Origin of the sequence: Pseudomonas sp. EpS/L25, from assembly GCF_001512295.1 — a bacterium.
Taxonomy (GTDB): Bacteria; Pseudomonadota; Gammaproteobacteria; order Pseudomonadales; family Pseudomonadaceae; genus Chryseomonas.
The window spans coordinates 910,703-925,328 of the sequence record NZ_LNUP01000011.1 but is presented as its reverse complement, the minus strand read 5'-3'; the positions used below and the strand labels follow the sequence as shown (position 1 = coordinate 925,328).

Below are 14,626 nucleotides of genomic sequence, written 5' to 3'. Positions count from 1 at the left end.
TCAGACCAGACCCAGGGCGCCGAGCGCCAGGTCGATAGCTTTGATGCCGACGAAGGGCACGGCGATGCCGCCCAGGCCATAGATCAGCAGGTTGCGGCGCAGCAGGGCGGCGGCGCTGGCGGCCTTGACCCGCACCCCGCGCAGCGCCAGGGGAATCAGCGCGACGATGATCAGGGCGTTGAAGACGATGGCCGAGAGGATGGCGCTCTGCGGACTGGCCAGGTGCATCACGTTGAGCACGTTCAGCTGCGGATAGATGCCGGCGAACAGCGCCGGCAGGATGGCGAAGTACTTGGCGACGTCGTTGGCCACCGAGAAGGTGGTCAGGGCACCACGGGTCACCAGCAGCTCCTTGCCCACCTGTACCACGTCCAAGAGCTTGGTGGGGTCGGAATCCAGGTCCACCAGGTTGGCGGCCTCGCGGGCGGCCTGGGTGCCGTCATTCATGGCCATGCCCACGTCGGCCTGGGCCAGCGCGGGGGCGTCGTTGGCGCCGTCGCCGCACATGGCCACCAGCTTGCCCTCGGCCTGTTCGCTGCGGATGCGCTCCAGCTTCTTTTCCGGGGTAGCCTCGGCGATGACGTCGTCCACCCCGGCCTCGGCGGCGATGGCGGTGGCGGTCAGGGGATTGTCGCCGGTCACCATCACGGTGCGGATGCCGAGGGTGCGCAGTTCGGCGAAGCGCTCACGAATACCGGGCTTGACCACGTCCTTGAGGTGGATGGCGCCAAGCAGGCGGCCCTCCCCACAGACCAGCAGCGGGGTGCCGCCACTCTTGGCGATGGTCTCGATTTCCCGGGCGAGCACCTCGGGCAGGTCGGCGCGGGTCTGGCCGAGGAAGTTCAGCACGGCGTCCACGGCACCCTTGCGATACTCGCGGCCCTGCCAGTCGATACCCGATAGCCGCGTCTCGGCGCTGAAGGGGATGGGCGCGACCTGGGCGCGCGGCGGCTCCTCCAGTGGATGCAGGTTGCGCAGGTATTCGACCACCGAGCGGCCTTCCGGGGTCTCGTCGGCCAGGGAGGCGTAGAGGGCGCCCTCGGCCAGGGCCTTGGGGGTGATGCCCTGGGCCGCATACAGGGCGCTGCAGCGGCGATTACCGAAGGTGATGGTGCCGGTCTTGTCCAGCAGCAGGGTGTGGACGTCCCCGGCGGCTTCCACGGCGCGGCCCGAGGTGGCGATCACGTTGAGTCGTACCAGGCGATCCATGCCGGCGATGCCGATGGCTGAGAGCAGGCCGCCGATGGTGGTGGGGATCAGGGTCACCAGCAGGGCCACCAGGAACAGCAGCGGTAACTGGCCACCGGCCAGGGCGGCGAAGGGCTGCAGGGTCACCACCACCAGCAGGAAGATCAGCGTCAGGCCGATCAGCAGGATGTCCAGGGCGACCTCGTTGGGGGGCTTCTGCCGCTTGGCGCCTTCCACCAGGGCGATCATGCGGTCCAGGGTCGACTCGCCCGGGTTGGCGGTGATGCGCACCCGGATCCAGTCCGACACCACCCGGGTGTTGCCAGTCACCGCCGAGCGATCGCCGCCGGATTCGCGGATCACCGGCGCCGATTCCCCGGTGATGGCCGCCTCGTTGACCGCCGCCACGCCCTCGATGATCTCGCCGTCACCGGGAATCAGCTCGCCGGCTTCGACGCGCACCACCTGGCCCTTGCGCAGGGAACTGGCCGGCACCATCCGGTATTCGCCACTGTTCTCCAGCCGCGCGGCGAGGTTCTGGGCGATGCCCTTGAGGCTGTCGGCGCGAGCCTTGCCACGGCCTTCGGCGAGGGCTTCGGCGAAGTTGGCGAAGAGCAGGGTGAACCACAGCCAGAGGGTGATCTGCACCGCCACCCCGGTGCTCACGCCGTTGTTGGGCGCCAGGCACAGCAGGGTGGAGAACAGCGCGGTGATCTCCACCACGAACATCACCGGCGAGCGAATCTGCTGGCGCGGGTCGAGCTTGACGAAGGCCTGCCGCAGCGCCTGGCGCCACAGGGTGCCAGCGGTAGGGGTGGGCAGGGGGTAGGTCTGGGCATCCATTTCAGCGGACTCCGAACAGTTGCAGGTGGTCGGCGATCGGCCCCAGGGCGAGCGTCGGCAGGAAGGTCAGGCCGCCTACCAGCAGGATGGTGACGACCAGCAGGGTGACGAACAGCGGGCCATGGGTCGGGAAGCTATTGGGGCCGACCGGGACGGCGCGCTTGGCGGCCAGGCTGCCGGCGATGGCCAGGATCGGCAGGATGTAGCCGAAGCGACCGAGCAGCAGTGCCAGGCTCAGCATCAGGTTGTGGAAGGGCGTGTTGGCGCTGAAGCCGCCGAAGGCCGAGCCGTTGTTGGCCGTGGCCGAGGTGTAGGCATAGAGCAGCTGGCTGAAGCCATGGGGGCCGCTGGCCGCGATGCCCGCCACGCCCGCCGGCACGCTGGCGGCGATGGCCCCCAGCACCAGTACGCCCAGCGGCATCACCAGCAGGGTGGCCACCAGCAGGCGCACCTCGGGGGCCTCCAGCTTCTTGCCCAGGTACTCCGGGGTCCGGCCGACCATCAATCCGGCGATGAACACGGCGATCAGCACGTTCAGCAGCATGCTGTAGAGACCGGCGCCGACACCGCCGAAGATCACCTCGCCGAGCATCATGTTGAACAGGGCGATCAGCCCGGTGAGCGGCGCCAGGCTGTCGTGCATGGCGTTCACCGAGCCGTTGGAGGCCGCGGTGGTGACGGTCGCCCAGAGCGCCGAAGCCGTGGCGCCGAAGCGGGTCTCCAGGCCTTCCAGGGAGGCGCCCTGGGTGATCGGCAGGCTGGCCAACGTCGGGTTGGCCTGGTCCTGGGCGCCGATGGCGACCACGGCGCCGAGCACCAGCAGGCCGAACATGGCGGCGAAGATGGCCCAGCTTTGCCGACGATCCTTCACGTAGTGGCCGAAGCTGAACACCAGCGCGGCCGGGATCATGAGGATGGCGGCCAGCTCCAGCAGATCGCTCAGCGCCGTGGGGTTCTCGAAGGGATGCGCCGAGTTGACCCCGAAGAAACCGCCGCCGTTGGTGCCGAGTTGCTTGATGGCGATCTGGCTGGCCGCCGGGCCCAGGGGCAGTGTCTGAGTGGCGCCCTGCACGGTGGTGGCGTCGACGTAGGCGGCGAAGGTCTGGGGCACGCCCTGCCAGATCAGCAGCAGCGCCAGGGGGATACACAGTGGCAGCAGCACATAGAAGGTCGCACGGAACAGATCGACCCAGAAGTTGCCGATCTCCTTCGCACTGCGCCGGGCGATGCCGCGGGCCAGGGCGGCCAGGATGGCCACGCCCACGGCGGCGCTGACGAAGTTCTGCACGCCCAGGCCGACCATCTGGCTGAAGTAGCTCAGCGAGGCTTCGCCGCTGTAGGCCTGCCAGTTGGTATTGGTGACGAAGCTGATGGCGGTGTTCAGCGCCAGGGTCCACTCCAGGCCGGGCAGGTGCTGCGGGTTCAACGGCAGACTGCTCTGCAGCACGAGGATGGCGAACAGCAGCCCGATGCCCAGCCCATTGAACAGGACCAGGGCAATGGCATAGGTGCGCCAGTCCTGGCCGCGGCCATCGGTGCCCACCAGCTTGAGGGTCAGGCGCTCCAGGGGCCTGCCGACAAAGGTCAGCCAGGTCCGCTCGCCTTCCAGCGCGCGGTAGAAGTAGCGCCCCAGGAAGGGCGCGGGAAGAAAGGTCAGGGCCAGGAAGGCCAGGATCAGGAACGCGGCTTGGCTGTCCATGCCGCCTCCCTAGGACCGGCCGGCGCGCAACAGCGCCGCCAGCAGATAGACGAACAGGCCGACTGCCAGCAGCAGGGCCAGGATATTCCAGGGATTCATTGCGCGCTCTCCACGAAGTAGGGCTCCTCGAACGGCGATTGCCGCGTGGAGGAATTGTCGTGAGGAGGGCTGTAAAGAAGCGAGGCGCGCTTAGGAGAAGGGGCGTAAAGAAAGCGTTAAATCGGCCCCGTCAGCCAGGGATGGCGGGGCCTGGCGGTCATTGCTGAGGTGCGTTTTGCTGTTCCTGCTTGGCCTTCTTGTTGGCCTCGTGGTGACCGATGGCGCAACCGGCAGCGGCGCCGGCCACGCCGTGACCACCGGCGACATGGCCAGCGGCCCCACCGACCACGGCGCCCTTGACGCAGCCGGCGGCGAAGGTGGCTTGACTGGCGCCCAGCAGCAGGGCGGAGATGGCAAGGGCAGGCAGGAGCTTCATGGTAGCGACCTCTCGTGGGTGCGAAGTAATGTCCTGTAACAATTGACCCCCCTGTGGCTCGCCAGTTCTCCGGTTCTACGCATTTGCTTGCCGAGTGGGACTAATCAGCGGGAGAAGCGAATCGCGGCCATGGGCCGCTCCTACGGGTCGGGTGTGGCTGTGGTGTCGCGGCCATGGATTTGGACACGGCTGTAGGAGCAACTGTCTTATCGCCTGAGCCACCGGAGACGAACATCCGATCGAAGCGCCCCTCTCCTTCTGGAAGAGGGCTGGGGTGAGGGAGCCCCTCGCGGCGAACTCCCCGTGGAAAAGGCTGCGCCGTTTTCCACACTACGGTCTGTGGTATCGCGGCCATGGGCGTCACAGGCTACCGCGCTCTGCTAACGCGCCCGCAGGTGCAGCACTGCCCAGTAGGCCGGTTTCGGCCGCTGCTGGCGGTCGAACAGCAAGGGCTGGTCGTCCCCCGGCACGCCCGGCGGGTTGTTCAGATAGCTGTGGTCGTCCGCCACGCCCCACCAGGTCACGGCGGTCACCTCGGGATGGGCCAGGACCATGGCCAGCAGGTCACGATAGCGTACGGCCTGCAGGTCCAGACGCTGCGCCACGCTCAGCGCGGGGTGATAGTCGTGGTGTTGATAGAGACTCATGTCCAGTTCGGTGATCTGGTTTTCCAGCCCCAGGCGCGCGAAGGTGGTGAGCGACTGGTCGATGGCCGCCAGCGACGGCCAGTAGATGCTGATATGGGTCTGGTGGCCGATACCCTGCACCGGAACGCCTTCGGCCAACAGGTTCTTGACCACTCGTGCCAGGCAATCGCGCTTGGCGGGCTCCTGGGTGTTGAAATCGTTGATGAACAGCCGCGCCTGGGGATCGGCGGCATGGGCGGCGCGAAAGGCCTCGGCGAGGTAGTCCGGGCCGACTACCTGCAGCCAGCGGTCGTGACGCAGGCAGCTGGGTTGGTTGGGATCGATGGCCTCGTTGACCACATCCCAGGCATAGACCCGGCCACGGTAACGCCCCACCACGGTGGCAATGTGCTGACGCAGCCGCTGCAGCACCCGCTCGCGCGAGGCCGGCTGGCCGCCATCCCCTTGCCAGAACCAGTCCGGCGTATGGCTGCCCCAGAGCAGGGTATGGCCGCGAATCGCCAGTCCATGGCGCTGGGCGAAAGCGACGATGGCATCCGCGGGGGCGAAGACGTAGCTATCCTCCTGCGGATGGATGCGCGCGGGTTTCATGGCGTTCTCCGCCACGACGCTGCTGAACTGTTGCGTCAGCAGGGCGCCATCTGGCCCCTGCAACTGGTCGGGCTCGATGGCGGCGCCTATCTTCAGGCGCGGCGCATAGGCCGCGGCTAGGGAGCGGGTAGCGGTCGGCGCCATCGGTTCCGCGGCCCAGGCAGCCGCAGTGGCACTGCAAAGACCGAGAGACAACAGCATTGCGACGAGTGAGCGTGGCATCTGCGTGATGCTCCGGAAGGGGCGTGGGAATTAGCGGTACGGCCGTGCGCAGCATCCTCAGGAGTGAGGATGCTGCTGTTCTTCCTTGGCCTTGGTGGCCAGGTGGTGGCCGATTGCGCAACCGGCTACCGCACCCGCGATGGCATGGTGTCCGGCGATATGCCCGGCCACGCCGCCTGCCACGGCGCCCTTGATGCAACCCGCTGCTAGACTCGTCTGGCTGACGGCGAGCAGCAGGGCGGTCAGGGTGATGGCAGCAAGACCTTTCATGGCGGGTACCTCGATGGTGATGGAGGGCCGAGGGTAAAGGCGTCTGGGTTAACTGGTGCTTAAGGCGCGTGCCTCTCACGCCAGCGAACGAGGCGTAATGTGGAAAACGGCGCAGCCTTTTCCACGGACCGCTACCAATGGCCTCCCGCCCGGCCTTCCACGTGGACAAGCTGCGCGTTGTCCACACTACTGGGAGCGGACATAAAAAAACCGCCCCGAAGGGCGGTTTTTCAGCACCTAACGCTAACGTCAGACTTCGACGGCGGCGATACGGGCCTTTTCGGCGCTTTCACGGAATTCGGCGATCTGGTCGAAGCTCAGGTAGCGGTAGACGTCCGCCGCCATGCTGTCGATGCTCTTCGCGTATTCCATGTACTCCTCGACGGTGGGCAGCTTGCCCAGGATCGAGGCGACCGCCGCCAGTTCCGCCGAGGCCAGGTAGACGTTGGCACCGTCGCCCAGGCGGTTGGGGAAGTTACGGGTGGAGGTGGAGACCACGGTGGCGTTGGCGGCCACGCGTGCCTGGTTACCCATGCACAGCGAGCAGCCCGGCATTTCCATGCGCGCGCCGGCCTTGCCGTAGATGCCGTAGTAGCCTTCCTCGGTCAGCTGGTGCTGGTCCATCTTGGTCGGCGGCGACAGCCACAGGCGGGTCGGAATCGAGCCCTTGACCTTGTCCAGCAGCTTGCCGGCAGCGCGGAAGTGACCGATGTTGGTCATGCAGGAACCGATGAACACCTCGTCGATCTTGTCGCCGGCCACCTGGGACAGTAGGCGCGCGTCGTCCGGATCGTTCGGGGCGCACAGGACCGGCTCGGTGACTTCGGCCAGGTCGATCTCGATGACTTCGCTGTATTCGGCGTCGGCATCGGCGGCCAGCAGTTGCGGATCGGCGATCCAGGCTTCCATGGCGCGCGCACGGCGCTCCAGGGTACGAGGATCACCGTAGCCTTCCTCGATCATCCAGCGCAGCAGGGTGATGTTGGACTGCAGGTACTCGGTGATCGACTCGGGCGACAGCTTGATGGTGCAACCGGCGGCGGATCGCTCGGCGGAGGCATCGGACAGCTCGAACGCCTGCTCCACGGTCAGGTCTTCCAGGCCTTCGATCTCGAGGATGCGGCCGGAGAAGATATTCTTCTTGCCCTTCTTCTCGACGGTCAGCAGACCCTTCTGGATGGCGTAGTAGGGGATGGCGTGTACCAGGTCACGCAGGGTGATCCCCGGCTGCATCTTGCCCTTGAAGCGCACCAGCACCGACTCCGGCATGTCCAGCGGCATGACGCCGGTGGCAGCGGCGAAGGCGACCAGGCCGGAACCGGCCGGGAAGGAGATGCCGATGGGGAAACGGGTGTGGGAATCGCCACCGGTGCCGACGGTGTCGGGCAGCAGCATGCGGTTCAGCCAGCTGTGGATGATGCCGTCACCCGGACGCAGGGAGACGCCGCCACGGGTGCGGATGAAATCCGGCAGGGTGTGGTGGGTCTTGACGTCGATGGGCTTGGGATAGGCCGCGGTGTGGCAGAAGGACTGCATCACCAGGTCGGCGGAGAAGCCCAGGCAAGCCAGGTCCTTCAGCTCGTCGCGGGTCATCGGGCCGGTGGTGTCCTGGGAACCGACGGTGGTCATCTTCGGCTCGCAGTAGGTGCCGGGACGTACGCCCTCGACGCCACAGGCCTTGCCGACCATCTTCTGTGCCAGGGTGTAGCCCTTGCTGCTCTCGGCCGGCTGGTCCGGCTTGTTGAACAGGTCGGACGGGCCCATGCCCAGTTCGGCACGCGCCTTCTCGGTCAGGCCGCGGCCGACGATCAGCGGGATCCGGCCGCCGGCGCGGACTTCGTCCAGCAGCACGGGGGTCTTGAGTTCGAAGGTGGCGACCACCTCGTCGCTGCCATGGCGGGTGACCTTGCCGGCCTTGGGATAGACGTCGATGACGTCACCCATTTCCAGGGCGGACACGTCGAATTCGATCGGCAGGGCGCCGGCGTCTTCCATGGTGTTGTAGAAGATCGGGGCGATCTTGGAGCCGAAGCAGAAACCGCCAGCGCGCTTGTTGGGCACATAGGGGATGTCGTCGCCGAAGAACCACAGCACCGAGTTGGTGGCGGACTTACGGGACGAACCGGTACCGACCACGTCACCGACGTAGGCGACCGGGAAACCCTTGGCACGGACTTCTTCGATCTGCTTCAGCGGACCGATGCTGCCTTGCTGCTCGGGGACTATGCCGTCGCGGGCCATCTTCAGCATGGCCAGGGCGTGCAGCGGGATGTCCGGGCGCGACCAGGCGTCGGGAGCGGGGGAGAGGTCGTCGGTGTTGGTCTCGCCAGGCACCTTGAACACGGTCAGGGTGTACTTCTCGGCGATTTCCGGACGCTTCTTGTACCACTCGCCCTCGGCCCAGGACTGCATCACGGCCTTGGCGTGGGCATTGCCTGCCTTGGCTTTCTCGGCCACGTCGTGGAAGGCGTCGAACATCAGCAGGGTGTGCTTGAGTTGCTCGGCGGCCACGGCGCCCAGCTCGGCGTCGTCCAGCAGCTCGACCAGGGTGGCGATGTTGTAGCCGCCCTGCATGGTGCCCAGCAGCTCGGTGGCGCGCTGCTTGGAGATCAGCGGGGACTGGGCTTCGCCCTTGGCGATGGCGGAGAGGAAACCGGCCTTGACGTAGGCGGCTTCGTCGACGCCCGGCGGCACGCGATTGGTGATGAGATCGACGAGGAATTCTTCTTCGCCGGCGGGGGGATTCTTCAGCAGTTCGACCAGACCGGCCGTTTGCTCGGCGTTCAGCGGCTGGGGCACGATGCCCTGGGCGGCACGCTCTTCTACGTGTTTACGATAGGCTTCAAGCACAGGTTGACCCTCATCAGTGGTCCAATATGGCGTCCGGGGGCTGGTGCCCCGAAATCAGTCTGGACGGCCGCGACAGCCAGGCTGCAGGCAGGGCCGGTAACGCTCCGGACGGACTCCGCTAGAAGCTGTTTTCAAAGTTTTACGCCGGTTGCTGGGAAGCTGACCGGACAGCTGGGCGGTTGATGAGGCCGCCGCTGGCCGGGCACCGGATACTTTGCTCGTGACGCTTTGAAAACAGCTTCGTATCGGACATTGCGCCTATAAGGCTGCCTAATTCTACGCCAACCTTCTGGCGAAGTTAAGCGCGGCGTTGTCGCATCCCCGAGGTGCGGCTTTAGTGCCTGTCCATAATCCCGCGAGCCAGAGCCAAACGAGGCGCAACGACCAGCGGGAGTAACGGCCAACGGCTGGCCCGTAGGGTGAGCGCCAGCGAATCAAGGGGCTGAGGAAGCGGATCGGACCCGCGCTCGGGTTTACGAGTGGTCAATGAGCATGGCGACGGGGCCGCCCAGATGGGGGTGGCCTTCCAGCCATTTCCAACGCCATTTGGCCGACGCGCAGCAGGTTTTGAACAGGCTCTCAGACCTTGGCCGCATTCCGGGACTGTTCAGTAGCGGCCGCTGCCCAGGCGCGCTCGACGTGCTAGCGGCCGAGATGGGCGAAACGGCCGGTGAAGGGCTTGCCGATGGGATAGGCGAGGTCGCCATGCTTGCTGGTGCCCAGGCCCAGGTCGACCAGGGATTCGGCCAGCTTGACCGCGGCGCTGACGCCTTCGATCACCGGGATGCCGATGGCCACGCTCAGGGCCTCGCGCAGATCGGCCATGCCGCCGCAGCCGAGCACGATGGCGCCGGCGCCTTCTTCATCACGCGCCCGACGACCTTCGGCAGCGATGAGTTCGATCAGGCTGTCGTCGGCGGCTTCCAGGGCCAGCACCGGCAGGTCGATGCAGCGTACCGAGGTGCACAGCTCGGCGAAGCCGTAACGCTGCAGCAGGTGCTCGGCGATGATGCGGGTGCGGGTGAGGGTGGTCACCACGGCGAAGCGGGTGGCCAGCAGGCTGGCCAGGTGGAAGCCGGCCTCGGCGATGCCCAGCACCGGCCCCTTGGCCATTTCCCGGGCAGCGAGCAGGCCCGGATCGCCGAAGCAGGCGATGACATGGGCTGCGCAACCCGCCTCGACGCCCTTGCGCATTTCCTCGATCACCCCGACCGCGGCCACCGCCTCGTCGTAATGACTCTCGATGGAGACGGGGCCGGCGTCGGGGTTGCTCGCCAGGATGGACGTGCCCGGACGGGCCACCGCCTGGGCGGCACGACCGATCTTGGCGGTCATGGCGGCACTGGTATTGGGGTTGATGACCTGGATCTGCATGAGGTGCCTCAACTGCGTTTGAAGATGCTACGGAAGTCCGGCTCGGCCGCGGCGGGCCGGTCGATATGAAGGGATTCGCGGATCAGCCGCAGGTGCTGCGCCATCCAGTCGCTGGCGGCGACGCCATCGCCCCGCGCGAGCAGATCCAGCAGATCGCCATGCTGGCCACAATCGCAGCCCAGGCTGTGGCGTGAGCCATAGATGGCGATGAGCAGCGATGAGCGACTGGCGAGTTGGGCCACCTGTTCGGTGAGCACCTGGTTATCGGCCAGTGCCGCCAGTTCGACATGGAAGCGGGCGGACAGCTGGATCGCCAGGCTGTGGCGCCCGCTGTGCTGCGCCTCGTGTTCCTCCACGCAGAGCTGCCGCAGCGGCGCCAACTGAGCGGCGTCGACGCGGGCCGCGACCAGGGGCATCAGCGCCGGCTCGATCAACTGGCGCGCGGCGAGGATGTCCTGGGCCTCCTTGGCGCTGGGCTGGGCCACCTGGGCGCCGCGGTTGGCGCGCAGGGTAACCAGGCGTTCCAGGGCCAGGCGCTGGAGCACCTTGCGTATGCCGGTGCGGCTGATGCCGAAGGTCTCCGCCAGGGTGTCTTCCGGCAGCCGAGTGCCGGGCGTCAGGCGATGTTCGACGATGGCCTCGAGGATGTCCTGGTAGATCCGCTCATCCCGCGGAGAGGCGGCAACGGCGAGTGGCGAGGGTACTGCACTCATGGGCATGCTCCAGCGATTTACCTGAATTGTATACAGGATTTGAGTCAACGACGATGAAGAATAGTGCAAGCGGTTGTGCGCCAAGGTAGCGCTCTGCTGGTACCGAATGCCCCAGTTGAGTGCGATAGAAGCCCGCCTTTCAGCAGCGGGCTAGAGCGTTCTTTGGCGGATTTTCCGTGTCCGCCCAGCCAGTTAGCCAGTTTCAGCCCAAGCTGGCACGGTCTCTGCCTTGTGGATTGTATACAAAATAAAGCGGGCGCCGTATGCAGGTGCCTGCCCACCACGTAGGCGGCGATCCATGACCCAGCAGATTCCCCCGGGCTACAGCCCACGTCTGTACAACGAAGACCTCGGCCCGGTAGCGCAGAAATGGAGCTGGTACAACATCTTCGCCTTCTGGATGAGCGACGTGCACAGCGTCGGTGGCTACGTCTTCGCCGCCAGCCTGTTCGCCCTGGGCCTGGCCAGCTGGCAGGTGCTGATCGCCCTGCTGGTGGGTATCTGCATCATCCAGGTGATCGCCAATCTGGTCGCCCGCCCCAGTCAGCAGGCGGCCGTGCCCTATCCGGTGATCTGCCGGCTGGCGTTCGGTGTCTTCGGCGCGAACATTCCGGCGGTGATCCGCGGTCTGATCGCCGTGGCCTGGTACGGTATCCAGACCTACCTCGCGTCCAGTGCCCTGGTCATCGTGGTGCTCAGGTTCTTCCCGGCCCTGGCCGTCTATGGCGACACCCACTTCCTGGGACTCTCCTATCTCGGCTGGATGGGTTTCCTCACCCTCTGGGTACTGCAGGCCTGCGTGTTCTGGGCTGGCATGGAATCCATTCGCCGTTTCATCGACTGGGCTGGCCCTGCCGTCTATGTGGTGATGTTCGTGCTCGCCGCCTGGATCGTCTGGCGCGCCGGCTGGAGCAACATCAGCTTCACCCTGGCGGAAAAGCAGCTGAGCGGTTGGGCCGCTTTCGGCCAGGTGATCATGGCCATCGCCCTGGTGGTGTCCTATTTCTCCGGTCCCACGCTCAATTTCGGTGACTTCAGCCGCTACTGCCGCTCCATGCAGGACGTCCGGCGTGGCAACTTCTGGGGCTTGCCGATCAACTTCCTGGCCTTCTCCCTGGTCACCGTGGTGATCGTCTCCGGTACCCTGCCGGTGTTCGGCGAGATGATCCACGACCCCATCGCCACCGTGGCGCGCATCGACAACACCACCGCGGTGCTGCTGGGCGCCTTCACCTTCGTCACCGCCACCATCGGCATCAACATCGTCGCCAACTTCGTCTCGCCGGCCTTCGACTTCGCCAACGTGGCGCCGAGCAAGATCAGCTGGCGCGCCGGCGGCATGATCGCCGCGGTGGCCTCGATCTTCATCACCCCCTGGAACCTGTTCAACAACCCCGAGGTGATCCACTACACCCTGGACGTGCTGGCGGCCTGCATCGGTCCGCTGTTCGGCATCCTGCTGGTGGACTACTACCTGCTGCGCAAGGGCCGGATCGATGTCGACGCCCTGTTCGACGACACCCCCAGCGGTGCCTACTGGTACAGCGGCGGCGTCAACTGGGTAGCGGTCCAGGCGCTGGTCGCCGCGGCGCTGATCGGGCTGTGCTTCACCTTCGTGCCCTGGTTCAAGCCGATCGCCAACTTCGCCTGGTTCACCGGCTGCTTCCTCGGCGGCTTGTTCTTCTATGCCCTGAGCCGCCGCAGCACCAGTCCGCTGCCGGCCGGTGGCGCCACCGCCGTGTGAGGGATTCGCCGATCCCCAGCGGCCGGAGCGGGCTACCTGCTCCGGCCGCTGGCGTTTCGGGCTAGACTAGGCGTTTTGCTCCAAGGCGCTTCACCCATGTCCGCTCCTGTCATCAAGACGCCCTGCGTCGGCCTGTGCTCGACGATGTTCGGCGATCACGTCTGCCGTGGCTGCAAGAGATTCCACCACGAGGTGGTGAACTGGAATCTCTATAGCGAAGAGGAGCGTCTGGCCGTCTGGGCGCGCCTGGAGCTCCTGCTGGTGCAAGTGGTGTCGGCCAAGGTCGACGTCTTCGATGCCGAGCTGCTGCGCCGGCAGCTGCAGCAACGCAGCATCCGCTTCCGGCCGGATCAGTCGGAATATTGCTGGGCCTATCAGTTGCTGGCCCGCGGTGCGCGCCATATCCAGCAACTGGACGCCTACGGCCTGCGCTTGATGCCGGAGTTTCGCGAACGCCCCCTGGCCGAGTTGCGCGATGCCATCGACCGGGAATTCTTCCTGCTCTCCGAGGCCCATTACGACCGCTACATCGCCCCGCGCTTCCTGCTCGAAGGCGTCGACAGCCGCGTCTGAGCGCCAACAGGCAGGTGGCGCTGCCCAGGCGCGTGCCTTTCTCTATAATGCGCGGCTTTTGCACGGGATTACGCTGATGTCCTTGCCCGAGATGCACGACTTCCTCGGCTGCCGCACGCCGGAGGCCTGGGTGGAGGCGGCGCTGCAGGATCTGCCGACGTTGCTGCAGGACCACGCCAACAACGAGAAGAAGGCCGCCGGGGCCGCCTTCCACTATCTATTCACCTATTCCAATCGCGCCGAGCTGTCCTGGAAGATGTCGCGCATCGCCCGCGAGGAGCTGCGGCATTTCGAACAGGTGCTGCAGATCATGAAGCGCCGGGGCATCGAGCACCGCAATGTCAGTTCGGCGCGCTATGCCGGCGCCTTGCGCAAGCTCTGCCGCAACCACGAGCCGCTGAAGCTGACCGACAGCCTGGTGATCGGCGCCTTCATCGAATGCCGCTCCTGCGAGCGCTTCGGCGCCGTGGCGCCTCATCTGGACGAAGAGTTGGGCAAGTTCTACAGCGGCCTGCTGGCCTCCGAGGCGCGCCACTTCCAGGATTATCTCAAGCTCGCCTACCTTTACGGCGAGCGGGACGACGTGGACGCCAAGATCGCCGAGGTACGGGCCCTGGAGGCGGAACTGATCACCTCCGGCGACCGTGAGATGAGATTCCATAGCGGTATCCCTTCCGCGACCTGAACCCCTTACTTGCAGGCCTTGGTTTCGCCGACGTAGGGATTGCCGCGGCCCATGATGCAGGCCAGCCGCTGGTTGCGCTGGCGCTCCCAGGCTTCCGGCGGATATTGCCTGGTCCAGGCGGTGTAGAGCTGGCGATCCTGCTTCGAAAGGCGCAGGCCGTAGCGGTCGCTCATATAGAAGTAGGTGCGCGCCACCATGCCGCGGATTTCCGGGCGCGGCATGGCGGTCTTGGCCTTGAAGTCGACTACCATCTGGCAGGCACCGTACTGGGTCGGCTTCTGCGGCAGCCAGCCGAAGGCGAAGTTGCTGCGATCGCCATTCACTTCGCCGACCACCGGCACCAGGTTGAAGAGATCGGCTTCGGCCTTCTGGTACACCGGGTCGTGGGCGGTGCAGTTCTTGCGGCCGCCTTTCTGCCAGCACTGGCGCTGGTGGCCGATCACCCAGGCGGGGACGATGTGTTCCCATTCGATGCGACTGGCGCGCTGGGCGCTCTTGCGCGGGACGTAGCCGCAGCTCCTGAGATCCACGGTCTTGCCGCTGTAGTGGCAACCGCAATAGAAGTCCACCCCCTGCTGGGCATAGACCTTGGCCGCGACCTGCTTGGCTTCGCTGAAGGTGCGGGGCGGTTGAGGCGTGGCCAGGGCGCTGAGGGACGCCAGGGTCAGGCTGAGCAGCAGGGCAGGGCGCAACGACATGGAGAATCCGTCCGAAAAAGCGCGGATACTACCGACCCGTACCGGGTCGCGGTG

Annotated in this window: 13 protein-coding genes; 3 read left to right on the top strand and 10 right to left on the bottom strand. The window is 66.1% G+C overall.

All coding sequences use genetic code 11. The features are described 5' to 3' along the window. The 9 genes from kdpB to AR540_RS13200 form a co-directional block, all read right to left on the bottom strand. Positions 1–2,031: a potassium-transporting ATPase subunit KdpB gene (kdpB, locus tag AR540_RS13235; protein WP_059229624.1), complete on the bottom strand. Its 2,031-nt coding sequence runs from the start codon at positions 2,029–2,031 to the stop codon at positions 1–3. A gap of 1 nt (position 2,032) precedes the next feature. Beyond that, positions 2,033–3,730 (bottom strand): potassium-transporting ATPase subunit KdpA, encoded by a 1,698-nt coding sequence (kdpA, locus tag AR540_RS13230; protein ID WP_059229623.1) that lies wholly within the window; start codon positions 3,728–3,730, stop codon positions 2,033–2,035. A gap of 9 nt (positions 3,731–3,739) precedes the next feature. After that, positions 3,740–3,829 (bottom strand): K(+)-transporting ATPase subunit F, encoded by a 90-nt coding sequence (gene kdpF, locus AR540_RS24415; protein WP_065242538.1) that lies wholly within the window; start codon positions 3,827–3,829, stop codon positions 3,740–3,742. A gap of 157 nt (positions 3,830–3,986) precedes the next feature. Beyond that, positions 3,987–4,205 (bottom strand): hypothetical protein, encoded by a 219-nt coding sequence (locus AR540_RS13225; protein ID WP_059229622.1) that lies wholly within the window; start codon positions 4,203–4,205, stop codon positions 3,987–3,989. 380 nt (positions 4,206–4,585) lie between these two features. Beyond that, a complete protein-coding gene (locus AR540_RS13220) occupies positions 4,586–5,587 on the bottom strand; it encodes an endo-1,4-beta-xylanase (protein ID WP_059229621.1) in 1,002 nt (333 codons plus the stop codon). 135 nt (positions 5,588–5,722) lie between these two features. Beyond that, on the bottom strand, positions 5,723–5,935 hold the full coding sequence (locus AR540_RS13215) for a hypothetical protein (RefSeq protein WP_059229620.1): 213 nt from the start codon (positions 5,933–5,935) through the stop codon (positions 5,723–5,725). A 249-nt stretch (positions 5,936–6,184) separates the two neighbouring features. Continuing rightward, positions 6,185–8,785 carry a bifunctional aconitate hydratase 2/2-methylisocitrate dehydratase gene (acnB, locus tag AR540_RS13210; protein WP_059229619.1) on the bottom strand — a complete coding sequence of 867 codons (2,601 nt, stop codon included), beginning with the start codon at positions 8,783–8,785 and terminating at the stop codon, positions 6,185–6,187. Between the two features lie 642 nt (positions 8,786–9,427). Next, positions 9,428–10,159: an aspartate/glutamate racemase family protein gene (locus AR540_RS13205; protein WP_059229618.1), complete on the bottom strand. Its 732-nt coding sequence runs from the start codon at positions 10,157–10,159 to the stop codon at positions 9,428–9,430. Positions 10,160–10,167: 8 nt separating this feature from the next. After that, entirely contained in the window at positions 10,168–10,872 is a 705-nt protein-coding gene (locus tag AR540_RS13200) for a GntR family transcriptional regulator (RefSeq protein WP_059229617.1), read from the bottom strand. 298 nt (positions 10,873–11,170) lie between these two features. Between AR540_RS13200 and AR540_RS13195 the strand changes: the two genes are divergently transcribed. The 3 genes from AR540_RS13195 (at position 11,171) to AR540_RS13185 (ending at position 13,874) form a co-directional block, all read left to right on the top strand. Next, a complete protein-coding gene (locus AR540_RS13195) occupies positions 11,171–12,616 on the top strand; it encodes an NCS1 family nucleobase:cation symporter-1 (protein WP_059229615.1) in 1,446 nt (481 codons plus the stop codon). 96 nt (positions 12,617–12,712) lie between these two features. Further along, positions 12,713–13,189 carry a DUF1289 domain-containing protein gene (locus AR540_RS13190; RefSeq protein WP_059229613.1) on the top strand — a complete coding sequence of 159 codons (477 nt, stop codon included), beginning with the start codon at positions 12,713–12,715 and terminating at the stop codon, positions 13,187–13,189. A 73-nt stretch (positions 13,190–13,262) separates the two neighbouring features. Further along, entirely contained in the window at positions 13,263–13,874 is a 612-nt protein-coding gene (locus tag AR540_RS13185) for a tRNA-(ms[2]io[6]A)-hydroxylase (RefSeq protein ID WP_177339237.1), read from the top strand. 5 nt (positions 13,875–13,879) lie between these two features. Here the strand turns inward: AR540_RS13185 and AR540_RS13180 are convergent, their stop codons facing one another. Beyond that, complete coding sequence (locus tag AR540_RS13180) at positions 13,880–14,572, bottom strand: endonuclease (RefSeq protein WP_059229608.1); 693 nt, start codon at positions 14,570–14,572, stop codon at positions 13,880–13,882. Positions 14,573–14,626: the final 54 nt, after the last annotated feature.